Below are 24,926 nucleotides of genomic sequence, written 5' to 3'. Positions count from 1 at the left end.
GCCAAGCAAGTTATGTATGTAAACTATCACTATGTGACAGCCTACTTATTCTTATTAAGTCTACATTGTAAAATAAAAAACTTGATTAAATCCAATTTAAATAGTGCTTACAAAAGATTTGTGTATAATCAATAAAAAATCCATTCTAAATAAGAATGGATGTAGAAGTTCGTAAACTTTAAATAAATAAAGGATTATTTATAATAATAGGTCTGTCGAATTTTCGAATATACAATGGGTTCTCCCATTTGTTTTAATGCCCTTATCAATCGGAATACAGTGCTGATTGATGTGTTTAATTTTGCTGCTAATTGGATAGGTGTTCCTGTGCTTTCCTGTTTGATTAATTCTTTTAAATGCTTTTCTCTGCTAAGAGTTGTTTCGTAATTCATAAAAATCCTATAATATTTAATTTGTATTCATTAATACCTGTAAATGCGAAAAGGTAACCCTGTACGAATCATTTTTTGATGAACGAAATAAAAATATTCGTCATGCATCAGGTTTGTGAGTTGAAAATCACTCGGCAATTACTATGTAAATTCAAGCTTTCATTTGCTGTAAAAAATTGATTGATTGGATGAATGGGTTTTCCTATTTCGGGTTTTCTTAATGGTAAAGTTTCTTGTTGACTTGCAACTATTCCTTTTACGCAAAGGGATCAAGACATTAAAAAAAATAGGTGATCCGGTAATACAGACTTGGAAGTATTTTATTACATCATATCATGAAGATATTTAAATACTTTCTTATATTTGCACTTGATTTCAGAGGGGCTTGAGGGGAATACATCATAAATTCTTAATGGCGTTGCAGAACATTGGTTTTTTAAGGCCTATGAAAGAATCGTTTCGAGAACAAAATTGAAACTAACTTGTATTTAATTTATATCCCTAAAGTGAATGAAATCGGTCAGGATCTAATATTTGGTATTATGGCGAAAGAAGAACAAGATAAGATATTAAATGAGGTTACTGAGAGCGAATACAAATACGGCTTTGTAACCGACATTGAGAACGATGACATAGGTAAAGGATTGAATGAAGATATCATTCGCATGATCTCGGCTAAAAAGAAAGAGCCTAAGTTCATGCTCGATTTTAGATTGAAAGCTTACCGTCATTGGAAAACGATGAAAATGCCTAAGTGGGCATATCTTGATATTCCTGAAATAGATTATCAGGATATCATATACTACTCTACTCCAAAGCAAAAAGCAAAATTGGAGAGTATGGATGATGTTGATCCGGAAATACGTGCTACTTTCGATAAGTTGGGTATTCCGTTGGATGAGCAAAAAATTCTAGCCAATGTGGCGGTTGATGTGGTAATGGACTCGTCATCGGTGAAAACCACTTTTAAAGAGGCTTTGGCAGAAAAAGGAATTATTTTCTGTTCGTTTAGCGAGGCAGTTCAAGATCATCCTGATTTGATTCAGGAATATATGGGAACCGTGGTTCCTATTCAGGATAACTTTTATGCAGCTTTAAACTCGGCGGTATTCTCCGATGGTTCTTTTGTATACATTCCTAAGGGTGTTCGTTGTCCAATGGAGTTGTCTACCTACTTCCGTATTAATGCAGAAAATACAGGTCAGTTCGAAAGAACTTTGATTGTATGTGAGGATGAATCATACGTTAGTTACCTGGAAGGATGTACGGCACCAATGCGCGATGAGAACCAGCTGCATGCTGCTATTGTCGAAATTATAGTGAAAGACAATGCAGAGGTAAAATATTCAACAGTTCAGAACTGGTATCCTGGCGATAAGAATGGTAAAGGAGGAATTTACAACTTTGTAACCAAGCGTGGTATTTGTGAAGGGGTGAACTCGAAATTGATGTGGGCTCAGGTTGAGACTGGTTCTGCCGTAACATGGAAATATCCTTCTACCATTTTAAAAGGTGATGGTTCATCGAGTGAGTTCTATTCGGTTGCGGTAACCAACAACCACCAGCAGGCCGACACAGGAACCAAAATGATTCATATTGGTAACAATACCAAGTCTACCATTATCTCGAAAGGGATTTCGGCAGGGAAGAGTAATAACTCGTACAGAGGATTGGTGAAGGTTGTTAAAAATTGTGAAGGAGCACGAAACTTCTCGCAGTGTGATTCTTTACTTTTAGGAGATAAGTGTGGAGCTCATACTTTCCCATATCTCGAAATTGGAAACCAGTCGGCTAAGGTAGAGCACGAAGCTACGACTTCCAAAATTGGTGAAGATCAGATCTTTTATTGTAACCAACGTGGTATCAATACCGAGGATGCAATTGGTCTGATCGTAAACGGATATGCAAAAGAAGTAATTAATAAAATGCCTATGGAGTTTGCTGTTGAAGCTCAGAAACTGCTTCAAATCAGTTTAGAAGGCTCGGTAGGATAAAAATATAGCGATTAGCTATTGGCAGTTAGCTTTTAGCTGATTTAAAGAGTAAAGTTGGGAAATGCTCAAATCTAAAGTCTTATTTCTCAAATCTTAATTATAAATGTAAATAGCCTATAGCCAATAGCTAAAGGCCAAAAGCTAAATATAGAAATGTTAAGCATTAAGAATTTACACGTTTCCATCGAAGGAAAAGATATCCTTAAAGGAATTAATCTGGATGTTAAGCCAGGCGAAGTTCACGCAATAATGGGACCTAACGGTGCCGGTAAAAGTACTCTTGCTGCAGTTTTGGCAGGTAGAGATTTGTTTGATGTAACAGAAGGTGAAATTCATTTTCAGGGCAAAGACCTTATGGATATGGAACCTGAGGATCGTGCCAAAGAAGGTGTTTTTCTGGGATTTCAGTACCCTATCGAAATACCGGGAGTTTCTACCGTAAATTTTATGAAAACTGCCGTAAACGAGCATCGTAAATACAAAGGTTTGGAACCGTTGTCGGCTTCTGACTTCTTAAAATTGATGCGTGAGAAGAAATCATTGGTTGATATCGACTCTAAATTAACAAACCGTTCGGTTAACGAAGGTTTCTCGGGGGGAGAGAAGAAGAAAAATGAGATTTTCCAGATGGCAATGCTAGAGCCTAAATTGGCAGTATTGGATGAAACCGATTCAGGTTTGGATATTGATGCACTACGTGTGGTTGCAAATGGTGTGAACAAATTAAAAACACGCGATAATGCAACAATTGTAATTACTCACTATCAGCGTTTGTTGGATTACATTGTTCCCGATGTAGTTCATGTATTATATGATGGACGTATTGTGAAAACTGCAGGAAAAGAGTTGGCTCTTGAACTGGAAGAAAAAGGATACGACTGGATTAAAGAAGAGAACGGGAAATAGTTGATGGTAAAGAGATCAGAGAAAGATTTATCTCAAATCTGAGATCTCAGATCTCACATCTCAAATCTAATATCTAAAAATATGGCCGATATTAATTCAATAAATAAGGATTTCGCTGATTTGTTTAGTCAAGGAAATGAATTGTTGTTAGAGGGGTCGTCGGATCTTATGAACGAAACCCGCAAGAATGCATTTCAGGACTTTTCAAAATTAGGCGTGCCTACTCGTGCCAACGAGAATTACAAGTACACCAATTTGATTCCGGCTTTTAATCATCCATACAATGTAAATCTTAAGTATCAGCAGGTTGATGTTGATTTGAATGAGATTTTCCAGTGTGATGTGCCTGAATTGGATACCAATATGGTGTTGTTGACTAATGGTTGGTACTACGGAAATAATAAAGAGTTTACTGAACTGCCAAAAGGAGTGATTGTTTGTGGTGTTCAGGAAGCAGCGGAAAAATATCCTGAAATATTTAATGCGCATTACGGCAAATATGCCAAAACCGATGAAGACGGTGTGGTTGCCTTAAATACTGCATTGGCTAAGGATGGATTTTTTATTTACGTGCCAAAAGGGGTTGTGATTGAGAAACCGATTCAGGTAGTGAACCTGCTTCGTTCTGATCGTGACCTAATGGCTACTCAAAGAAACTTAATTGTAGTTGAAGAAAATGCACAGGCAAAAATTATTGTGTGCGATCATACCTTAACTCATCACAAATATTTAACGAATTCGGTTACAGAAGTTAATGTGGCTAGAAATGCAATTTTTGATTTGTATACCTTGCAAAATCAGCATTTAAATTCTGTGATTTTGAATTCAACTTTTATTCGTCAGGAATCACAATCAAATGTATTGTCGAATACCATTTCTCTGTACGGAGGAACCATTCGTAACAATCATCATGTGATTTTGGATGAGGAACATTGCGAGAACAATACTTTTGGGATGTATTTGATGGATCGCGATCAGCATGTGGATAACTTTACTTCAATTGATCATGCCAAAGCAAACTGTTTGAGTAACGAGCACTTTAAAGGAGTGATGGACGACCAGGCTTCGGGAGCTTTTGCAGGTAGGATTTTCGTTAGAAGAGATGCGCAGCAAACTCAGGCTTATCAGTCTAACAACAACTTGTTGCTTTCGGCTGATGCGGTGATCAACACCAAGCCGCAATTGGTAATCGATGCTGATGATGTGAAATGTAGCCATGGTGCAACCGTAGGTCAAATGGACGAGGATGCATTGTTCTACTTGCGTGCAAGAGGTATCGAGGAGAAAGAAGCCCGTCAGATGTTGATGTTTGCTTTTGCTCACGAAATTATCGAGAAAATCAGGGTTGAGCCTTTGAAAGAAAGAATTGACGAATTGGTTGATAAAAGATTACGTGGAGAAATCTCAAAATGTAATACTTGCGCAATAGCTTGCAACAATTAAATATAGAATGACCATAGACATTCAAAAAATACGTAAAGATTTTCCGATACTTCAAGAAAAAGTACATGGAAAAGATCTTGTGTACTTCGATAATGCTGCAACCACTCAAAAACCTAGGCAGGTAATCGATGAAATGGTGAAGTATTATTACAAGTACAATTCTAATATTCACCGAGGGGTTCATTACTTGAGTAATAAATCTACCGATGGAAACGAGAATGCGCGTAAAATTGTGCAGAAATTCATCAATGCAGAATATCTTCACGAAATAATTTTTACCCGAGGTACTACCGAATCGGTAAATCTTGTTGCCAATTCTTTTGCGGATAGATATATCAGTGAAGGAGATGAGGTGATTGTTTCTGAAATGGAGCATCATTCTAACATTGTTCCATGGCAACTGGTTTGTGAGAGAAAAAATGCTGTATTGAAAGTTCTTCCTTTTAGTGATAATGGTGAGCTACTTGTTGATCAGCTGGATGATATGATTACTGACAGAACCAAGATTGTAGCAGTAAATCACATCTCCAATTCATTGGGAACTATCAATCCAATCAAAAGGATTATCGATATCACTCATGCACGAGGAGTAAAAATATTGGTGGATGCTGCCCAATCGGTGCAGCATGTAAAAGTGGATGTGCAGGAATGGGATGTCGACTTTTTGGTGTTCTCTGGTCACAAATTATATGGCCCTACAGGAATTGGTGTTTTGTATGGTAAGGAGGATTTACTGAACGAAATGCCTCCATGGCAAGGTGGTGGAGAAATGATTAAAGAGGTTCGATTCGAAGGAACAACTTTCAACGAATTGCCATTTAAATTCGAAGCAGGTACCCCTAATTATATTAATGCGATAGGATTGGGTGCAGCCATTGAGTATGTAGAAAATATAGGTCTCGAAAATATCGATGCATACGAACAGGAACTGCTGGCTTATGCAACCAAAAAATTATCAAGTATCGACGGACTAAAAATATATGGAACTGCCGAACACAAAACATCTGTAATCTCTTTCCTTGTTGATGGAATTCATTTCTACGACATGGGAATGCTTTTAGATCAGATGGGAATTGCCGTTCGAACCGGAACACATTGTACCGAACCGGTTATGCAACATTTTGGTATCGATGGAACCGTTCGTGCATCCTTTTCGTTCTATAATACAAAGGATGAAATCGATGCCCTTTATAATGGCATCCTAAAAGTTTGCAAAATGTTTGTACATTAGTGCCATTAAAATAAATAGAGTATTTAATTCTAAAAACTAGTTACTAAATACTGCTTACTAAGTACTATTAGAGAAATGACAATAAACGAGATTCAGGAAGAAATTATTGAAGAATTTGCAGGATTCGAAGATTGGATGGACAAATATGCATATCTAATCGAGTTGGGAACCGATTTGCAGGGATTGGATGCAAAGTACCAAACCGATCAGAATTTGATTAAAGGTTGTCAATCGAAAGTTTGGTTCAATGCATGTTTGGAAGAAGGAAAAGTGAAGCTTGAAGCTGATAGCGATGCAATAATTGTAAAAGGAATTGCTGCATTGTTAATCAGAGTGTTCAACAATCAATCTCCTGAAGATATTATGAATGCTGATTTGAACTTTATTGATGAAATTGGTTTAAAACAGCATCTTTCACCAACCAGATCGAATGGTTTGGTATCAATGGTGAAGCAAATTAAGATGTACGGAATTGCTTTCAATCATGTAAAATAAAATGCAAGATGGGAAAAAAGGAAACAGAAGGAATAATCGTTGAGGTTCTAAAAACCATCTACGATCCGGAGATCCCGGTAAATATCTACGACCTGGGATTGATTTACGAGATCGACTTTTATGAAGAAGATGAAGTAAAGGTATTGATGACTCTTACTGCTCCTAACTGTCCGATGGCCGATCAGATTTTAGAAGAGGTAAATGAGAAAGTCAAGGCTCTGCCAATGGTCGAGGATGTAACGGTTGTGCTTACATTTGACCCTCCCTGGGATAAAGATATGATGACAGAGGAAGCAAAACTCGAATTGGGTTTTCTTTAAGAAATTTTTAAAAGGACTGTTTTTACAGTCCTTTTTTGTATTTATGCAAATAGTGTCTCATGTAAAGATCTAGCATGTTAGGTCTCTATTATTCACACTTAAAAAATGAATCTAGCTCTTACAGCAAAATCAAACCTGATAAAGTCCAAGGCAAAAGAACTTGGGTTGGATTTGTGCGGAATTGTAAAGGCAGAACTGCTGGAAGATGAAAAAGAAAAATTCCTTTTATGGATAGATAAGGGCTATCATGGCGAAATGGGCTATATGGCGAACAATATCGAGAAGCGTTTGGATCCAAGACTCTTGTTCGAAAATACAAAGTCCATTGTTGTTGTGGGCTTAAATTACTTCCCAAAAGAACAACAGACCGATCCACAGGCGCCTATCATTGCCAAATATGCCTACGGGAAAGATTATCATTTTGTCCTTAAGGATAAATTAAATCGGCTACTCGAATATGTCAATACAGAAATAGGCAAAGTCTCGGGTCGTGCATTTGTCGATTCGGCTCCTGTGCTCGAACATGCATGGGCAAAAAAAGCCGGCTTGGGTTGGATTGGGAAAAATTCACTCCTCATTAATCGAAAAATTGGTTCCTTCCTTTTCCTAGGTGAATTGTTTCTGGATATGGAACTGGAATACGAAAATCCTACTTATGCCGATTTTTGCGGTGGATGCAATCGCTGTATCCGATCTTGTCCAACAGGAGCCATCACTGAACCTTACGTAGTGAACGGCAGCAAATGCATTTCTTATTATACCATCGAATTAAAAGGAGATATTCCAGTCGAAGAAAAGGGAAAATTCGAAAATAGGGTCTTTGGCTGCGATATTTGCCAGGATGTATGTCCGTGGAATCGCATGTCGAAAGCTCATCAGGTTCCCGAATTCGAACCTAATCCCGATTTGTTAAGCATGTCAAAAGACGATTGGCAGCAAATGGATGCACATAAATTTGGCGAAATATTCAGAAATTCGGCTGTCAAGAGAACAAAATTTAAAGGAATCAAACGAAATCTTGATTTTCTGGATTTCTAAACAACTCACAATAATATTTCTCTCCTCTCGGGGATTATCAAATTCACAAAAGAAAATAGCTTACCAGGTCGACAAACCTATTTTGCCCTGAACAATAGGAATGCATTCACTCGGATCAACAATTCTGGCTTTTAAATGCGAATTGCCATTACTACCCGGGTATCGTGCTCCCAAACCCTTGAAGGGGTTCGCTTTTTCAGAAGTTTCACCACATCGTTTTGCTCGGAATCTTTCCAGTTCTCCTGTATCATGATTGCGGCAGTTGCTACCTGTGCATATCCATTTACAACTCCAGATTGAATGCAACTTTCTGCAAGAGTTTTTTCAAGCTGCAAAATAATATCGTACAAAGCATTGTGCTTATCGGTGCGAATTATGATTTGTTTTTGCATTTTCTTTCTACTTTTATATCATTTAATCAATACAAATCATTCTTTCAATGCAACACAAAATTTTCCATCTTCAGGCTCACGATCATACCCAACTATTTGTACAGGAGTTTCTTCCCAACGAGGAAATCAAAGCGCTTGTTGTATTGGTGCATGGCATTGGCGAGCACAGTTCGAGGTACTTGCATTGGGCAGAAAAATTTGTGAGTAAGGGATTTGCTCTGATGTCCTACGATCAAAGAGGTCATGGATTATCCGAAGGAAAGAGAGGAGTGATTTCTTCTTATGAAGATTTCATGAAGGATATCGATTTGGTTTTGGAAACAGCAGAGAAAAAATATCCCAATTTATCCACTGTTTTGTACGGGCATAGCATGGGAGGCGGAGAAGTGTTGAATCACTTGTTAAAGAGAACTGGCAATTATATTGGTGTCATTTCAACCTCCCCTTGGATCATTTCACAAGCAGCACCACCAAAAAATCTCATTCCATTGCTCAGGTTTTTTAATGCACTCATTCCTCAATTCAGGCTCAAAACAAAATTCGATTCAAGTATGTTATCGCATGATCGGGAAGTTGGCCGAAAATACGATGAAGATGAGTTTGTTCATCATTGGGTATCTTTTCGTTTGTTTATGGGGGCTTACGATGCAGGTTATTTGATTTTGAATTCAAATCAAAAAATTAAAAAGCCTTTGCTGCTAATTCATGGCGATGAGGATGAAATAACTGATTCTGCTGTGAGTGAACTTTTTGCAAGTAAGAATCAGGAAAACTGTACCTTTAAGTTATGGAAAAAAGCTTTCCATGAATTACACAACGAACCATTCAATCAGGAAGTGTTCGATTATATTTGCGATTGGATTAATAAACTACTCAAGAAATAGTTGACCATGGATCAGTTCAGAACGATTGTTGAAATTCCGGAATCAGATTATAAGATTTCCTACCATTCAAAAATACTAATGTTGGGTTCTTGTTTTGTCGAGAACATCGGGAAACTGCTTGTACAAAACAAATTCAACACAAGCCTGAATCCATTTGGAGTAATTTACAACCCCATAAGTGTGGGGAACAGCCTTCAACTCCTAATCGAGAACAAAACATTCGCCGAAGAGGATCTGAATTTCGCCAACGATTTATACTTTAGTTACTCACATCATGGTAGTTTTTCATCCCTTTCTTCTGACGAATGCTTAAAAAAGATCAATACACAAATGCAATCGGCATCCCTGGATCTCGCTACAGCAGATATTTTATTTATCACATTTGGTACTTCCTGGGTATATGAACTGATTGATTCGGGAAAGATAGTTTCCAATTGCCACAAGCAATCGGCCAAATCATTTAATCGATACCGTTTAGAGGTAGACGAAATAGTCCGATTCTATAAAGATTTGATCCTGTCCTTATCTCTTTTCAATCCACATTTAAAAATTGTTTTTACCGTAAGTCCAATTCGTCATTGGAAAGATGGTCCCCATGGCAACCAGTTGAGTAAATCTACTTTGCTGTTGGCTATTAATCAGTTGGTTCAGTTGTTCGATCATGTGAGCTATTTCCCTTCCTACGAAATTGTGATGGATGAACTAAGAGATTACAGGTACTATCATGAAGATATGATCCACATGAATTCTACTTCGGTAAACTACATATGGTCTCGTTTTACCGATGTATATATGGATAAGCCAACAAAAGATTACATGAAAAAAATTAAAAAGATGATCTCCGCAGCAGAACATCGTCCGTTTAATCCAGACACCGAATCGCATCAAAAATTTATTCAAAATACCATTTCTGGGATGGAAATTTTGGAGAAACAACTGCCAAATCTATCATTTGAGGAGGAGAGAAAGTTAATGCGAAAAAATCTTCAAAATTAAGTTGGACTTTCTCAACTAGATTTCGTAATTTGGAGTTCCCTTTCCACATAAAAAAATAGCTACTGATTTTCAGGCAGCTATTTATTTTTGCCAATAAACTTGAAGTTTTAATTTGGAATTAGGAATTATTTTCAGTTATCTTTGCACCCGCTTTACAAGGGTAAGGCGTTAGAGTAATTCTTGAGGGATTTTGGAGTGGTTTATCCACGATAACATTTTAGATAGCAATTACAATTTTGAAAAGTTTTAGATTTTTTTTGAAAAAGTTTTGGAATTGTAAAAATAAAACGTTTATCTTTGCAGCCGCTTTTAACGAGAGATGATTCTTTGGAGCACTAGTATCTATGAGGCTTTCGAGAGGATGAGGCTTGAAAAAAAAGTTAAAAAACATTTGCAATTATAAATTAAAAGTATTTATCTTTGCAGCCGCTTCTCAAACGGGAGGAGTAAGAAAGAGTTTTGTGAGTGAGGTGCTGATCTGATGGAGATCGCATCGGGTAAGAAAAACTTCAAAAATATTTCAAATTTTATTTGGATTTAGGAGAAAGTTTTATTTATCTTTGCACTCGCTTTTCCGCCTGATTTTTCAGGGGGTTTAGAAGGAAAAAAGCAGAACGGAACGTTCTTTGAAAATATTGAAAACAAGAAGTTAGGTAAAAACAAGAATACAACCTTGTCAATAAAAAATTACCATTAAACTTTGATAATCTGAATGAGACAGAATTTATAAAAACTTTTATACAACGAAGAGTTTGATCCTGGCTCAGGATGAACGCTAGCGACAGGCCTAACACATGCAAGTCGAGGGGTAACATTACTGCTTGCAGTAGATGACGACCGGCGCACGGGTGAGTAACGCGTATGCAACCTTCCTTGTACAGGGGGATAGCCCGGAGAAATCCGGATTAATACCGCATAACAATCATATTTCGCATGGGAGATGATTTAAACCTTTTTGGGGTACAAGATGGGCATGCGTAACATTAGCTTGTTGGTAAGGTAAGGGCTTACCAAGGCGATGATGTTTAGGGGGTCTGAGAGGATAGTCCCCCACACTGGTACTGAGACACGGACCAGACTCCTACGGGAGGCAGCAGTGAGGAATATTGGTCAATGGGCGCAAGCCTGAACCAGCCATGTCGCGTGCAGGATGACTGCCCTATGGGTTGTAAACTGCTTTTTTACGGGAATAATTGCATCTACGAGTAGGTGTTTGAATGTACCGTATGAATAAGGATCGGCTAACTCCGTGCCAGCAGCCGCGGTAATACGGAGGATTCGAGCGTTATCCGGATTTATTGGGTTTAAAGGGTCCGTAGGCGGGCTTGTAAGTCAGTGGTGAAATCTCACAGCTCAACTGTGAAACTGCCATTGATACTGCAGGTCTTGAATTTAGTTGAGGTGGGCGGAATACGTTATGTAGCGGTGAAATGCATAGATATAACGTAGAACACCGATTGCGAAGGCAGCTCACTAAACTGATATTGACGCTGATGGACGAAAGCGTGGGGAGCGAACAGGATTAGATACCCTGGTAGTCCACGCCGTAAACGATGATTACTCGTTGTGCGCGATACACCGTGCGCGACTGAGCGAAAGCATTAAGTAATCCACCTGGGGAGTACGTTGGCAACAATGAAACTCAAAGGAATTGACGGGGGCCCGCACAAGCGGAGGAACATGTGGTTTAATTCGATGATACGCGAGGAACCTTACCTGGGCTTAAATGCAGTTTGACTGATCTGGAAACGGATCTTCTCTTCGGAGCAAATTACAAGGTGCTGCATGGTTGTCGTCAGCTCGTGCCGTGAGGTGTCGGGTTAAGTCCCATAACGAGCGCAACCCCTATCGTTAGTTGCTATCAGGTAATGCTGAGGACTCTAGCGAGACTGCCACCGTAAGGTGAGAGGAAGGTGGGGATGACGTCAAATCAGCACGGCCCTTACGTCCAGGGCTACACACGTGTTACAATGGCCAGTACAAAGGGCAGCTACCTGGTGACAGGATGCTAATCTCAAAAGCTGGTCTCAGTTCGGATCGGAGTCTGCAACTCGACTCCGTGAAGTTGGATTCGCTAGTAATCGTATATCAGCAATGATACGGTGAATACGTTCCCGGGCCTTGTACACACCGCCCGTCAAGCCATGGAAGCCGAGGGGACCTGAAGTTCGTAACCGTTAAGGATCGACCTAGGGTAAAATTGGTAACTGGGGCTAAGTCGTAACAAGGTAGCCGTACCGGAAGGTGTGGCTGGAACACCTCCTTTCTGGAGATTCAGGATATCGACAAAATGTTTATGGTGATAAGACAGAGTATTGTTCTGTTTTGCCTGACTTTTTACTTGTTTTCATTTTAATATACCATAACCCATAGCGTTAGGGTGATTAACCGCTAGCATATGGATTATTAATTTAGTCCTGTAGCTCAGTTGGTTAGAGCACTACACTGATAATGTAGGGGTCCGCAGTTCAAATCTGCGCAGGACTACAGGTTTAATTAATAATTATCAATTAATAATTAACAATGGAAAGCTGTTGTAATTATTAATTACACAATATTCATTATTAATTAAATAAGTGAAACGTAATATGGGGGATTAGCTCAGCTGGCTAGAGCGCTTGCCTTGCACGCAAGAGGTCATCGGTTCGACTCCGATATTCTCCACGAAAGATACAAAATGGTGTATTTTAAAAGTTCTTTGACATATTGAAAGTAGTAAAGTAGAAGTAACCAAAGTAAAGAAACAACGATTGATTTCGTGATGAAAGTTTAATACTTTTATTGGCACAAAAAGAAGTAATTAAGGGCGTATGGCGGATGCCTGGGCTCTCAGAGGCGAAGAAGGACGTGATAAGCTGCGATAAGCTATGGTGAGGTGCAAATAACCTTTGATCCGTAGATTTCCGAATGGGGCAACCCACTCAGCAATGAGTATCCTGAAAAGGAGGCAAACCCGGAGAACTGAAACATCTAAGTACCCGGAGGAGAAGAAAACAAAAGTGATTCCCCTAGTAGTGGCGATCGAACGGGGATTAGCCCAAACTGATATTGTTTCGGCAATGTCAGGGTTGTAGGACTGCAATATGAAGAACTAAGTGAAGTGGAATTGTTTGGAAAGACAAGCCAAAGAGAGTGATAGTCTCGTACACGTAAGCGAAGTAATTCTAGTAGTATCCTGAGTAGCGCGGAACACGAGGAATTCTGTGTGAATCAGCCAGGACCATCTGGTAAGGCTAAATACTCCTGAGAGACCGATAGCGAACAAGTACCGTGAGGGAAAGGTGAAAAGCACCTCGAACAGAGGAGTGAAAGAGTACCTGAAACCGTACGCCTACAAGCGGTAGGAGCACCTTTATGGTGTGACTGCGTGCCTTTTGCATAATGAGCCTACGAGTTACTCCTCACTAGCGAGATTAAGCACTTCAGGTGCGAAGTCGAAGCGAAAGCGAGTCTGAACAGGGCGTAAAGTTAGTGGGGGTAGACGCGAAACTTGGTGATCTACCCATGGTCAGGCTGAAGCTCTGTTAAACCAGAGTGGAGGGCCCAACCGTCACACGTTGAAAAGTGTTCGGATGAACTGTGGGTAGGGGTGAAAGGCCAATCAAACTGAGAAATAGCTCGTACTCCCCGAAATGCATTTAGGTGCAGCGTCAGAGTCGAGAGTTATAGAGGTAGAGCTACTGATTGGATGCGAGGGCTTCGCCGCCTATCAAATCCAGACAAACTCCGAATGCTATAACTTATATCTGGCAGTGAGCCTGTGGGTGCTAAGGTCCACAGACGAGAGGGAAAGAACCCGGACCATCAGCTAAGGTCCCCAAGTGTATGTTAAGTTGAACAAACGAGGTGAGATTGCTTAGACAGCTAGGATGTTGGCTTGGAAGCAGCCATTCATTTAAAGAGTGCGTAACAGCTCACTAGTCGAGCGATCTTGCGTGGATGATAATCGGGCATAAACATACCACCGAAGCTATGGATTTAGAAATTATTCTAACTGGTAGGGGAGCATTCTAACGGCGCAGAAGCAGTATGGTAATGTATTGTGGAGCTTTTAGAAAAGCAAATGTAGGCATAAGTAACGATAATGCGGGCGAGAAACCCGCACGCCAATAGACTAAGGATTCCTGATCAACGCTAATCGGATCAGGGTAAGTCGGGACCTAAGGGGTAGCCGAAGGGCGAACTCGATGGACAACCGGTTAATATTCCGGTACTTTCTATTACTGCGATGGGGTGACGAAGAGATGACAACGCCGCGAACTGACGGAATAGTTCGTTGAATGACGTATGCTATGAGAGGGCCAGGTAAATCCGGTCTTTGAGCTGAAATCTGATAGTACAGCAATGCTACGGCAGCGCTGATAGTGCGTGTAATTTTACTTCCAAGAAAAACCTCTAAGCATCAGGTAATAGAAACCCGTACCACAAACGGACACACGTAGTCAAGTAGAAAATACTAAGGCGCTCGAGTGATTCATGGCTAAGGAACTCGGCAAAATGGTCCTGTAACTTCGGGAGAAAGGACGCCTCCTTCGGGAGGCCGCAGTGAAATGGCCCAGGCGACTGTTTACCAAAAACACATGGCTTTGCAAAATCGAAAGATGACGTATAAGGCCTGACACCTGCCCGGTGCTGGAAGGTTAAGTGGAGGGTTTAGCTTCGGCGAAGATCTGAAATGAAGCCCCAGTAAACGGCGGCCGTAACTATAACGGTCCTAAGGTAGCGAAATTCCTTGTCGGGTAAGTTCCGACCTGCACGAATGGTGTAACGATCTGGGCACTGTCTCAGCCATGAGCTCGGTGAAATTGTAGTATCGGTGAAGATGCCGATTACCCGCAACGGGACGGAAAGACCCCGTGAACCTTTACTGCAGCTTCACATTGATTTTGGGTAAGTGATGTGTAGGATAGGACGGAGACTATGAAGGGGCCTCGCCAGGGGTTCTGGAGTCATCCTTGAAATACGTCCCTTTGCTTATCTGAAGTCTAACGTCTAACGACGGACAGTGTGTGGTGGGTAGTTTGACTGGGGTGGTCGCCTCCAAAAGAGTAACGGAGGCTTCTAAAGGTACCCTCAATACGTTTGGTAATCGTGTGAAGAGTGCAATGGCACAAGGGTGCTTGACTGTGAGACAAACAGGTCGATCAGGTACGAAAGTAGAGCATAGTGATCCGGTGGTTCCGTATGGAAGGGCCATCGCTCAAAGGATAAAAGGTACTCCGGGGATAACAGGCTGATCGCTCCCAAGAGCTCATATCGACGGAGCGGTTTGGCACCTCGATGTCGGCTCGTCACATCCTGGGGCTGGAGAAGGTCCCAAGGGTTGGGCTGTTCGCCCATTAAAGTGGCACGCGAGCTGGGTTCAGAACGTCGTGAGACAGTTCGGTCCCTATCTGTTGTGGGCGTTGGAAATTTGCGAGGATCTGACTCTAGTACGAGAGGACCGGGTTGGACTAACCTCTGGTGTATCTGTTGTGGCGCCAGCTGCATAGCAGAGTAGCTACGTTGGGCAGGGATAAGTGCTGAAAGCATCTAAGCACGAAGCCTACCTCAAGATGAGATTTCCTTTAAGGGTCGTTAGAGACGATAACGTTGATAGGTTGCAGATGTAAAGGTGGTAACATCAAAGTCGAGCAATACTAATTACCCGAAAGCTTCTGAGTGGCGAGGTCAATCGCTGAATCGAACGGCGGTTATTTTTACTTTATTTTCAATATGTCTATGATATTAGATTGACAGTTAATCACAAAAGAGATGATTAACAATGAAAAGTCAACAACGATTTTAGGTGTTTACAGCGACGGGGTTCCACCTCTTCCCATTCCGAACAGAGAAGTTAAGCCCGTTAGCGCCGATGGTACTGCAGAGATGTGGGAGAGTAGGTCGACGCCAACCTTTAAAGAGTCTTATTCCTGATGGAATGAGACTCTTTTTTATATACATGAATTTATATAATTATTACTACAATAATTACACAAGAAGAAGAGGTATAATTCTTCTTTATCTGCAATTAGGATTCATTAACTAATGCTTAATGTTTTTTAACCTATATTTGCATTCATTCTGTTTAAGTTCACTTCAGTTTGTATATCTTTGTACGCTATGAAAACATATTTCATAATAATAGTTCTCTTATTTGGGTTTTCGGTAACTTCTTTTGCACAAAGAGAATTAACTGGAGCTACAATTGGACCAGATGGCAGACAGATAAGGCAACAACAAAATAAGGATGATTCAGGTATGTTGGATAGTCTTGGATATAATGTGGAATCGGTTATTAAAGCTTGGAAATTAACTCATATGAATTCTAGTATTGAATCATTCAAGTTGGATACCATATTAGGAGAAATTCAAAACTACAATCCTATTTATCAAACAAGTATTTCAAATTCGTATTTAGGGAATTTAGGATCAGCATATCAAAGCAATATTTATATTGATAGAACAAATAAGGAAAACTTCTTGTTTTTTAAACCTTATCGAGCTTATATGTTAAAGCCTGATGATATTGTGTATTTTAATACTACTACTCCTTACACGAGATTATTTTATGAAACAGGCGGCCCAAAGGGGCAATCCGAAAATTTACTAAGAGTATTGCAAACTCAAAATATTAATCCCAATTGGAATGTTGGAATAAGCTACGATTTGATATCAAGTGATGGTCAATATCAAAATCAAAAAACAAAATTATACGATTTTACGATTTTTTCTAGCTATAAAAAAACAAATTATGCCATGAACATGGTGCTTAACGTGAATCGTATAAGTGCGGCTGAAAATGGTGGAGTAATTAGGGATTCGTTAATTACAGATACCGATGAAGAAGCAGAGAATATTCAAGTTAATCTAACTGATGCAAGATCCAAATTGACAAATTTTAATTTGTTCATAAACCAGTCTTATGGCATTGGAAAGGAAAAAGAAATTGTATTTGAGAAAGATACTACCTACTCGTATCCGATTGACCTATTGTACACTTTAAGCTATGAGAATAATAGTTGGCAGTATAAGGATGATAATCTGAATACAGATTATTATGGTACTAATTTTTTCTTGGATCAAAATACAACCTTTGATAAGGTTGAGCAATCATCGATTAAGAATACTTTTCAGATTGTTTTTAATGAAAATGAGAATAAATGGATTCGTTTAGGAGCCAGGTTTGGAATTGAAAGTGAATTTTTGAAATATAATCTTAGGCGAAATGTATCTCAATATGCATGGCAGCAAAAAGATGAGAACATCCACAACAATGAACTTATTGCCAGCTTATTTAGTTTATCTGGAGGATCATTAAATTGGAAAGCGGTCGGTAAGTTTGTTTTTGAAGGATATCGGCAAAATGATTTCGAACTGGATTACCAAATGACAAAATGGATAGGTCAAAAGGATTCAGGAAATGGTTTTAAGCTTTCGGGAAGATTAGAATCAACAACTCCGGATTTTATTTTGGAGAAGTATTACGGAAATCATCAGCAATGGGATTTAGATCTTGATAAAAGAACTGAATTGTGCGTTGGGGCTGAGTATTTTAATAAGAAATATAAATTTAAAATTGGAGCAAAGTTCAGTCAGATAGACAATTATACCTATTTTGGTTTGCAAGCTACACCTGAGCAAGCTAGTAGTGGAATTTCTGTTTTAACTGGTTATTTACAGAAAGATTTTAAGTTGGGGAACTTTTATCTAAACCAAAGCTTGGTTGGTCAAAATAGTTCGAACGAAAGTATTTTACCACTCCCATCTTTATCGATCTATAGTAATAACTATTATAAAAATGAGTTTTTTGACGGGGCACTAGGATTACAAACTGGTGTGTCGATTCGCTATAATACAAGTTTTTATTCTCCCAATTATATGCCTGCTACAGGACAGTTCTATTTGCAAAACGAAAAGGAACTGGGAGATTATCCTAAAGTGAATGTGTACTTTAATTTTAGAATTAAACGAACGCGATTATTTATCATGTATGAACATGCCAACGCTTCTATTGGTAGTAAAAACTATTTTTCAGCACTTCATTATCCAATCAATCCATCAATGTTGAAGTATGGTTTGATTTGGACTTTTTACAATTAAGAATTCTTAAAAATAACCAAGAATATAAATCAAATATTTCTTGGTTCGAGACCTGATTATTTCTAATTTAATATTAGGAAGGGAGAATTTTATGTTACAAGTAAAATATATTAAGCTACTTATACCTGTCATTTTCATGATATTTCTGCAGACGTGTAATCAACAACGTAAGCTGGTTCAGGTGGAAATGCAGGAGAAACCTGTTGTGGAATTAAAGCATGTAAAATTGCGTGGTAAACTAAGAGTGATTACTGATTACAATTCTACCAACTACTTTATCTATAAGGGAAGAACTATGGGTTTTCAGTATGAAATGCTAAAAGCTCTTGCTAAGCATTTGGATGTAAAACTTGAACTAACAGTGAATAATGATCTGGTTTCAGCTTTTAATGCTTTGGAACATGGTGATGTGGATTTGTTAGGTATGAACTTGGCGGTAACCGATGATCGAGTAGAGAAATTTAATTTCACGGTACCACATAGCCAATCGCGTCAGGTATTAATCCAAATTAATGATTCAGTTCACCCAGTAGGTTATGTGAGCGAAAAATCTCAACTGTTTGGGAAACAAATCCATGTACCTAAAGGATCATCATTTGAAGAGAGATTGCATACAATTTCAAATACTGGTAATGATGATATTAAAATTATTCCTGTTGATAAAATTGAAGTCGAGGAGTTAATCTCGAAAGTAGCGAACAGAGAAATTTCATATACAATTGCGGATGAAAATGTAGCGATGGTCAATCAAAGCTATTATCCGCATATTGATATCCAAACTCATTTGAGTGATCCTCAGAATTTGGCTTGGGCCTTACGAAAAGGTACAGACCAATTAACAAAGGATATCAATATGTGGTTGATTGACTTCCAAAAGACAAAAGAATATCGAATGATTTACAGGAGGTATTTTAAAAGTAGTAGAATTGAACAGATGCTTCAAAGTGAATATTTTACCTTGAAAAGTGGTAAGATTTCGGAGTATGACGAATTGCTAAAGAAAAATGCCAAAGTGATTGGCTGGGACTGGAGGTTGCTATCAGCACTTGTGTATCAGGAATCAAATTTTAATCCTGAAGCTCGTTCATGGGTTGGTGCTTTTGGTTTGATGCAGCTAATGCCTGAAACTGCCTACAGGTATGATGTTGATACACTTTCATCACCACAGGAGAATGTAGAGGCTGGTGTAAAACACCTAAAATACTTAGAGGATAAGCTTGATAAGACTCTTGTAGATAAAACGGATAAGCTAGAGTTCTTGTTGGCATCCTACAATGTTGGATTGGGACATATTCTTGATGCACGTAGATTGGCACAAAAGAATGGAAAAAATCCTGATCAATGGAAAGGAAGTGTAGATTATTATCTTTTGAATAAATCGAAACCTGAGTTTTATAATGATCCGGTGGTAAAATACGGATATTGCCGAGGCCGGGAACCTTATTGGTATGTAATCAAGATCCTCGATCGATATAAGCATTATAAAAATATGGCTTTAACGGATCAGGTCAGCACGTAGAAACAACTCACGAAGTTCAGATAAAATCATTGCAGTTGCTCCCCATATTTTGTGCCCATTGGCATCGAAGTATGGGGCGTTTATTGCAAGCTTATTTGCAGTAAAGCTAAATTCAGAAATATTGTCTTCGGATAGAAGTTCTGAAACAGGCATCTCAATTACTTCTTCCACCTCGAACGGATTCATTTTGAACTTAGGACGCTGTTTGCAATATCCCAAAACAGGGAGAACCATAAAATTGCTTACCGGAATATACAATTCGGTTAAGAATCCTAATATCTTAATCTTCTTACAATCTACACCAAGTTCTTCGTTGGTTTCACGAATGGCAGTTACAGTCCTATTGGTGTCACTCTCTTCGTATTTGCCGCCTGGAAGACTGATTTGTCCACTATGACTGGTGTTGCCAGAAGTTCTTTTGATAAAAGGGAGATACAGTTGACCATTCTTTGGATAGAAAAGTAAAAGTACACTGCTATCCATAGCTATAGAAGGATCACTTTTTTTTAGGGCATGTTCACGAATTGAGGGTGACATTATTTTTTGCGCACCGAAACCAGGAAGACCTTTATTAAGTTCTTTATTCAACTGTGCTTTGAACACCTCTAAATCAAAAGTAGTATCTAATAAACTCATAAAACCTTTTTCAAATCTTACTTAAAGATAGAAATAAAGTTTTCCTGAGGTGTCAATAAATGATTAATCTTTACTGAAATCATAGAAAGGCCTGGCATATGACCAGGCTTAGATTATTTCCTAAAATTTTTAACGAACTGTTCAACTTCGGGAACCCCTCCTTGATAAAGTAGGTAACCATTGTATGGCTCTCGTTTCGTTATCTCATCGTTTATTGGAGTTTGCATCAAATCAATTATCTCATTTCTATTGTTGGTTTGCCCCAGTGCCCAGCCCAATTTAATGTAAGCTGCTTCGGGTAGCATATTGTCTAACGGAACAATACCCATGGCCATTAAATCTCTACCGGTATCATATACAAACATATGGGTGTATCCCCATAGGGTTTGAACAGTCATGAAGATATGAACACCATTTTCAACCGCTCGTTTTAAGGCCGGATACACGGGTTTGTTTACATGCCCAAGCCCTGTCCCAGCAATAATGATTCCTTTATATCCGCAAGCAACCAAGGCATCAATTACATCAGGTTGCATGTTAGGATAATAGTAAAGGATTGTTACTTTTTCTTCGAAATATGGAACAATTTTCACATTCTTGTCTTTTCGGCGGTGATTGTATTTTTTCTTGATGGCTTTCACGCCTTTTCTTGTAACTGTTGCCAATGGTGTATCTCCTAATGTTCTGAAAGTAGAACGATAACTTGAGTGCATTTTACGTACTCTGGTACCTCGGTGAAGAAATCCATACTCATCGGATGTTGGACCGAACATACAAACCATAACCTCAGCGATATCTCCATGACCAGCTGCAATTGCGGAATGCATCAGGTTTAAAGCAGCATCGGAGGATGGTCGGTCTGATGATCTTTGCGAACCTACCAAAACTACAGGAACAGGTAAATTTTGAACCATATAGGTAAGTGCGGCTGCTGTATGATGCAGCGTATCGGTTCCATGCGCAATGATGATTCCATCTACACCATTTTCTATTTCCTTGCCAATGGCAATGGCCAACGAAATGTATTGTTGTGGTCCCATGTTCTCGCTAAATACAGCAAATACTTTTTCTGTGCTTAAGTTACAGATATCGGCCAATTCGGGAACCGATCCGTACAATTCTCCCGGAGAAAAGGCTGGTATAACAGCACCCGTTCTATAGTCCAGGCGCGAGGCAATGGTTCCCCCAGTGCCAAATAGTTTTACTTTTGGCTGGCCATCGGTGTAAGGAAATTCTTTTTCCGGAACTTTGTAATTGGCTTTTTTGTAGCCTTTTTCCTTCATTTCCTTAATGGTTGTTACATTAATTCCAATGTTGTAGCCAGTAGCTATTTTTAATACGATGTGCTGGTCGTCGTCATTTTCGGCACGTGGCAAAATTGTTCCGTCAAATTCACCTCTGGTTGTTACGATATGTGTTTGTCCCCATACGCGAACATTATATTTTTTTAGGGTTTCCAGAGCATCGCCCTTATATCCTTGAAAAAGATCTTCCATTATTGTAAGCGTTTATCAATGATTTCTCTTAAGTCTCTTAATTCAATATTTCCAATAGCCTGTTTGTGAAGTTGTCCCATGATCCAGTTAGCAGCTTCATCCTGATCATCTGTTTTCTTGATGTCACGGAATTTTTCAGTAAGGAAGTCGATTGGAGCAATTAATTCATCCAAACTACGTTTCTTAAATTTTAAAGCGGTTAGCATAGAATTAAATTCCATACTCGGATTTTGATACAGTATTGGCAGCAAGTACTTTGCAATATTAATGTGCAAATCTTTCTCGTGGATAAATTTAAATAGGCCTACCAATTTTCTGTAACTAAAATCGGTATGAACCTTCTGTTTTCCTAAAATATTTTTATAAGTATGACCAAAGAAAATTGATACACGTTTTGGATCGAACTTAAAGCGTTCGCAAATTTCTTCTATTACAGGGAATATATTCTTACTCAAAATAAAATGGTACGCATCCTTGGGTACTTCCCATTTATTTAGCAATTCAATTCTCTCTGATATGTCTTGCGGTAAATCTTTACCTAATTGGGCGATGTATTCATCGGATAGTGGAATTGGGCATGAATCCGTATCGGGATACATTCTATCTGCTCCGGGCAGCACTCTTTCGAATATGGTAGTGCCATCAGGGAGTGATTTTCTGGTTTCATTCGGAACCCCTTCAAAAATCATTTCACAACGTTCAATTGCGGTTTCAATTGCTGTTTCCATATCCTCTCCTGGACCCCAGATTATGATTTGTGCATCATTGTTTTTTGCACCCATTTTGGTTCTTAGGGTGGCAAAATCATGATCCGAAATAACCCACTCTTCCTGCTCTGAGTGCACCATGTTTGGTTTCTCGATACAAGCAATCACTTTTAATCTTTGCGAGATTTCATTAGCAAAAACTTGGTTTGGCTGTGTAAAATGTGAAAGAAATCCTTTAAACTCAGGCAGGTTAATAGCAACGATTTTGTGCTTTTTCTCTTTGCATTCAACCAATGGTAGATACGTGAATTTAAACTCATGGGGATCTAATTCCATGTGTTTGGCCTGCCACTTTTCCTTTGTTATTCTTTCCATCAATAATTTTCTGATGTGAAGCAATGCCCATTGCCTAAAGGCTTCGTTATGCGAAAGTTCGGGAATCCACTTGTTGTGGGCTACCCCTTTGATTTCGACTCTGGAACCGCCACGACAGCTCACATTTACATCTTCGCGCCCGGCTCCCATTCCGGTTCGTACCAAACCTGTGCTTCTGTTTAAGAAGCGAATGTACTCAGCAGCTTCTCTCAATTCATCGGGATTTACCAGTTCGGGGGCAGTAACCGTTTCTATTAGGGGCATCCCTAAGCGGTCTGTTTTGTACCATCTTTCGTGACCGATATCAGCAATTTCTCTGCACGAATCTTCTTCGATACTCAACTGAATCAGATTTACTTTTTTGTTGCCAAGTTGAATGTGACCATTTACACCAAGAATTGCAGTTCGTTGAAATCCGGTTGGGATACTTCCATCCAGATATTGCTTACGGGTAATATGTACTTCACCTACAATATTCAACTTGCTGAGCAAGGATATTTTAAGTGCAATTTCTAATGCTTCAGGATTAATTTTAAATGGTGGTGTATCATCCACTTCGTAGGTACATGCCGTTTCGTTGTTGATCCGATAAATTATGTTCTTACGGGTTTTAAACTCCATAAGTGCCGTTCCATCGTATCCTCCCAATTCACTCATGGCAGGTCGCATGTGTCGGATTACTTCGGCATCGTAATCTTCGTTTTTTTGAAATACCCCACAAGGGCAATGACAAAACAACTTCTCTTTGGTAGCAAGTTGTTGATGAACTTCTAAACCCGACTTAAATCCAATTCGACGATAGTCTTCAGGTTTTGCAAACCTTCTGTCTACATAGCCAATTTGTTGTCGGGTGAGTTCATAATTTTGTTTGGGTGTGATTTTCGTACTCATTTCAGGTTAAATTAATAAGCACAAAAATTACGTATAATTTATATCACAGGAAATGATAAATGACAGGTTATTACAAATAATCAATCTAGTTAATTGATAATACCGGTATCGTACCAATCACGAATCAAAATAATTGGTAGTATTGGCAAAGCAAGCAGTTGCTGTAAAAAACAAGCTTAATAAAAGTGGTTTTGATATACTTTATTGCTGGTTATAATGTTTTTCATTTGTCAGACCTAAGCCACAAGATCAAAATAATTATTAACCTGTTTGTTTAGCCATTATTTTAATCTTGCTCCTTACTTTAGACTTTCACCAATTGGCTTACAAATGTGTTAATTTTAAAGTTTCTAGAATTTTATTGGTGATGGCTGTTCGCTTTTTTGCTTGCTTGGAGTTTTTAATATCCATATTAAGAGCAAAAAAGTATACCTTATTTTTATTTTCCAAATAACCAACATACCATCCTATTTGATTCTTGCTGCGCATAGCCCATCCGGTTTTGTCTCGTATGGTGTAATTCTTTGTCTGTTCAACGATTAAAATATCCTTTACTGTTTCCTGATTTTTTTGTGAAAAAGGCAGCTGATTTAAATACAGCCTTTTCAGAAAATCAATCTGCTGATTTGTTGTAATTCTAATATCTCCATTCAACCAGAAAAAATCTATTTTGCCACCAATATTTTGATTACCATATTCTGCTTTCTTAAGCCAATAACTCATTCTTTCTTTGCCAATCCTTCTTGCCAGCTCCTGGTAAAACCAAACAACAGAATTTTTTATTGCTGATGCTAAGTTATGATCTTGATTCCATGAATCAATAAATCTTTTTTGTCCGTCCCATTTGATGATTTCCTTTTCATTTTTAATCACCTCGGTTTCCAACGCAATCAGCGAATTAATAATTTTGAAAGTGGAAGCAGGCAGAAATAACGAATCTATTCGCTCCTGATTGTGAATCAGCGATTTGTTGGCCTTTAAATCATAAATGATAAAGCAAGCTTTAACATTCTCATGGTCAAAAATGTTTTTAATATCCTTTGGTGAGTATTGATCTAGAATCGATTTTTCCTGAATGTTGCAGGATACCAGTAGGAAAGGAACGATTAGGGAAAGAAGTTTTGTCATC

General features: G+C 38.8%; 17 protein-coding genes, 2 tRNA genes and 3 rRNA genes. 16 read left to right on the top strand and 6 right to left on the bottom strand.

The window, feature by feature from the left end; translation table 11 throughout:
- Positions 1 to 194: 194 nt before the first annotated feature.
- Positions 195 to 392 (bottom strand): hypothetical protein, encoded by a 198-nt coding sequence (locus tag ACO05S_RS07195; protein ID WP_421920843.1) that lies wholly within the window; start codon positions 390 to 392, stop codon positions 195 to 197.
- Between the two features lie 542 nt (positions 393 to 934).
- On the opposite strand from ACO05S_RS07195, the gene sufB reads away from it, so the two are divergent.
- The 7 genes from sufB to queG all read left to right on the top strand — a co-directional run bounded on the left by sufB (position 935) and on the right by queG (position 7,819).
- Positions 935 to 2,386 carry a Fe-S cluster assembly protein SufB gene (sufB, locus tag ACO05S_RS07190; protein ID WP_421920842.1) on the top strand — a complete coding sequence of 484 codons (1,452 nt, stop codon included), beginning with the start codon at positions 935 to 937 and terminating at the stop codon, positions 2,384 to 2,386.
- Between the two features lie 153 nt (positions 2,387 to 2,539).
- Positions 2,540 to 3,292, top strand: a complete 753-nt coding sequence (gene sufC / locus ACO05S_RS07185) for a Fe-S cluster assembly ATPase SufC (protein WP_421920841.1) — start codon at positions 2,540 to 2,542, stop codon at positions 3,290 to 3,292.
- Positions 3,293 to 3,373: 81 nt separating this feature from the next.
- Positions 3,374 to 4,735 (top strand): Fe-S cluster assembly protein SufD, encoded by a 1,362-nt coding sequence (gene sufD / locus ACO05S_RS07180; protein WP_421920840.1) that lies wholly within the window; start codon positions 3,374 to 3,376, stop codon positions 4,733 to 4,735.
- 7 nt (positions 4,736 to 4,742) lie between these two features.
- Entirely contained in the window at positions 4,743 to 5,966 is a 1,224-nt protein-coding gene (locus tag ACO05S_RS07175) for an aminotransferase class V-fold PLP-dependent enzyme (protein WP_421920839.1), read from the top strand.
- Between the two features lie 75 nt (positions 5,967 to 6,041).
- The gene (locus tag ACO05S_RS07170) at positions 6,042 to 6,461 is read left to right on the top strand and encodes a SufE family protein (RefSeq protein WP_421920838.1); all 420 of its coding nucleotides are present in this window, start codon (positions 6,042 to 6,044) and stop codon (positions 6,459 to 6,461) included.
- An 8-nt stretch (positions 6,462 to 6,469) separates the two neighbouring features.
- Positions 6,470 to 6,781, top strand: coding sequence for a metal-sulfur cluster assembly factor (locus ACO05S_RS07165; RefSeq protein WP_421920837.1), 312 nt, complete (start codon positions 6,470 to 6,472; stop codon positions 6,779 to 6,781).
- 105 nt (positions 6,782 to 6,886) lie between these two features.
- The gene (gene queG / locus ACO05S_RS07160) at positions 6,887 to 7,819 is read left to right on the top strand and encodes a tRNA epoxyqueuosine(34) reductase QueG (protein ID WP_421920836.1); all 933 of its coding nucleotides are present in this window, start codon (positions 6,887 to 6,889) and stop codon (positions 7,817 to 7,819) included.
- Positions 7,820 to 7,950: 131 nt separating this feature from the next.
- On the opposite strand, the gene ACO05S_RS07155 is transcribed toward queG, so the two are convergent.
- The gene (locus ACO05S_RS07155) at positions 7,951 to 8,211 is read right to left on the bottom strand and encodes a YjbQ family protein (protein ID WP_421920835.1); all 261 of its coding nucleotides are present in this window, start codon (positions 8,209 to 8,211) and stop codon (positions 7,951 to 7,953) included.
- A 47-nt stretch (positions 8,212 to 8,258) separates the two neighbouring features.
- Between ACO05S_RS07155 and ACO05S_RS07150 the strand changes: the two genes are divergently transcribed.
- From ACO05S_RS07150 to ACO05S_RS07110, 9 genes are all read left to right on the top strand, one after another.
- Positions 8,259 to 9,095 (top strand): alpha/beta hydrolase, encoded by an 837-nt coding sequence (locus tag ACO05S_RS07150; protein WP_421920834.1) that lies wholly within the window; start codon positions 8,259 to 8,261, stop codon positions 9,093 to 9,095.
- Between the two features lie 6 nt (positions 9,096 to 9,101).
- The gene (locus ACO05S_RS07145) at positions 9,102 to 10,091 is read left to right on the top strand and encodes a GSCFA domain-containing protein (protein WP_421920833.1); all 990 of its coding nucleotides are present in this window, start codon (positions 9,102 to 9,104) and stop codon (positions 10,089 to 10,091) included.
- 740 nt (positions 10,092 to 10,831) lie between these two features.
- Positions 10,832 to 12,357: ribosomal RNA gene (locus ACO05S_RS07140) — 16S ribosomal RNA — on the top strand.
- Positions 12,358 to 12,504: 147 nt separating this feature from the next.
- Positions 12,505 to 12,578 (top strand) — tRNA-Ile (locus ACO05S_RS07135).
- Between the two features lie 103 nt (positions 12,579 to 12,681).
- Positions 12,682 to 12,755: transfer RNA gene (locus ACO05S_RS07130), tRNA-Ala, on the top strand.
- Between the two features lie 126 nt (positions 12,756 to 12,881).
- A 23S ribosomal RNA gene (locus tag ACO05S_RS07125) occupies positions 12,882 to 15,754 on the top strand.
- Positions 15,755 to 15,875: 121 nt separating this feature from the next.
- A 5S ribosomal RNA gene (rrf, locus tag ACO05S_RS07120) occupies positions 15,876 to 15,986 on the top strand.
- Together the 16S, 23S and 5S rRNA genes with 2 tRNA genes alongside form the textbook arrangement of a ribosomal RNA operon.
- A gap of 207 nt (positions 15,987 to 16,193) precedes the next feature.
- Positions 16,194 to 18,173, top strand: a complete 1,980-nt coding sequence (locus ACO05S_RS07115; protein ID WP_421920832.1) for a putative porin — start codon at positions 16,194 to 16,196, stop codon at positions 18,171 to 18,173.
- Positions 18,174 to 18,309: 136 nt separating this feature from the next.
- A complete protein-coding gene (locus tag ACO05S_RS07110) occupies positions 18,310 to 19,692 on the top strand; it encodes a transglycosylase SLT domain-containing protein (RefSeq protein ID WP_421920831.1) in 1,383 nt (460 codons plus the stop codon).
- Here ACO05S_RS07110 and ACO05S_RS07105 read toward each other — a convergent pair.
- The 4 genes from ACO05S_RS07105 to blaOXA form a co-directional block, all read right to left on the bottom strand.
- Entirely contained in the window at positions 19,669 to 20,328 is a 660-nt protein-coding gene (locus ACO05S_RS07105) for an NUDIX hydrolase (RefSeq protein WP_421920830.1), read from the bottom strand. The two genes, ACO05S_RS07110 and ACO05S_RS07105, sit on opposite strands and share 24 nt — an antisense overlap.
- 113 nt (positions 20,329 to 20,441) lie before the next feature.
- A complete protein-coding gene (gatD, locus tag ACO05S_RS07100) occupies positions 20,442 to 21,824 on the bottom strand; it encodes a Glu-tRNA(Gln) amidotransferase subunit GatD (RefSeq protein WP_421920829.1) in 1,383 nt (460 codons plus the stop codon).
- Positions 21,824 to 23,797, bottom strand: coding sequence for a Glu-tRNA(Gln) amidotransferase subunit GatE (gene gatE, locus ACO05S_RS07095; RefSeq protein ID WP_421920828.1), 1,974 nt, complete (start codon positions 23,795 to 23,797; stop codon positions 21,824 to 21,826). The genes gatD and gatE overlap by 1 nt, the downstream gene beginning before the upstream one ends.
- 324 nt (positions 23,798 to 24,121) lie before the next feature.
- On the bottom strand, positions 24,122 to 24,925 hold the full coding sequence (blaOXA, locus tag ACO05S_RS07090) for a class D beta-lactamase (protein WP_421920827.1): 804 nt from the start codon (positions 24,923 to 24,925) through the stop codon (positions 24,122 to 24,124).
- Between the last annotated feature and the right edge of the window lies 1 nt (position 24,926).

The sequence above is a fragment of the Marinifilum sp. genome, assembly GCF_965230805.1.
In the GTDB taxonomy this organism is placed as follows: Bacteria; Bacteroidota; Bacteroidia; order Bacteroidales; family Marinifilaceae; genus Marinifilum.
This window is presented reverse-complemented; position numbering and strand designations above follow the sequence as displayed.

Coding starts and splice junctions, on each gene's coding strand:
- ACO05S_RS07105 (WP_421920830.1), bottom strand. CDS start 20,328: ATGAGTTTATTAGATACTACTTTTGATTTAGAGGTGTTCAAAGCACAG.
- ACO05S_RS07170 (WP_421920838.1), top strand. CDS start 6,042: ATGACAATAAACGAGATTCAGGAAGAAATTATTGAAGAATTTGCAGGA.
- ACO05S_RS07145 (WP_421920833.1), top strand. CDS start 9,102: ATGGATCAGTTCAGAACGATTGTTGAAATTCCGGAATCAGATTATAAG.
- gatD (WP_421920829.1), bottom strand. CDS start 21,824: ATGGAAGATCTTTTTCAAGGATATAAGGGCGATGCTCTGGAAACCCTA.
- sufB (WP_421920842.1), top strand. CDS start 935: ATGGCGAAAGAAGAACAAGATAAGATATTAAATGAGGTTACTGAGAGC.
- ACO05S_RS07165 (WP_421920837.1), top strand. CDS start 6,470: ATGGGAAAAAAGGAAACAGAAGGAATAATCGTTGAGGTTCTAAAAACC.
- sufD (WP_421920840.1), top strand. CDS start 3,374: ATGGCCGATATTAATTCAATAAATAAGGATTTCGCTGATTTGTTTAGT.
- blaOXA (WP_421920827.1), bottom strand. CDS start 24,925: ATGACAAAACTTCTTTCCCTAATCGTTCCTTTCCTACTGGTATCCTGC.
- ACO05S_RS07150 (WP_421920834.1), top strand. CDS start 8,259: ATGCAACACAAAATTTTCCATCTTCAGGCTCACGATCATACCCAACTA.
- ACO05S_RS07115 (WP_421920832.1), top strand. CDS start 16,194: ATGAAAACATATTTCATAATAATAGTTCTCTTATTTGGGTTTTCGGTA.
- queG (WP_421920836.1), top strand. CDS start 6,887: ATGAATCTAGCTCTTACAGCAAAATCAAACCTGATAAAGTCCAAGGCA.
- sufC (WP_421920841.1), top strand. CDS start 2,540: ATGTTAAGCATTAAGAATTTACACGTTTCCATCGAAGGAAAAGATATC.
- ACO05S_RS07110 (WP_421920831.1), top strand. CDS start 18,310: ATGATATTTCTGCAGACGTGTAATCAACAACGTAAGCTGGTTCAGGTG.
- ACO05S_RS07195 (WP_421920843.1), bottom strand. CDS start 392: ATGAATTACGAAACAACTCTTAGCAGAGAAAAGCATTTAAAAGAATTA.
- gatE (WP_421920828.1), bottom strand. CDS start 23,797: ATGAGTACGAAAATCACACCCAAACAAAATTATGAACTCACCCGACAA.
- ACO05S_RS07155 (WP_421920835.1), bottom strand. CDS start 8,211: ATGCAAAAACAAATCATAATTCGCACCGATAAGCACAATGCTTTGTAC.
- ACO05S_RS07175 (WP_421920839.1), top strand. CDS start 4,743: ATGACCATAGACATTCAAAAAATACGTAAAGATTTTCCGATACTTCAA.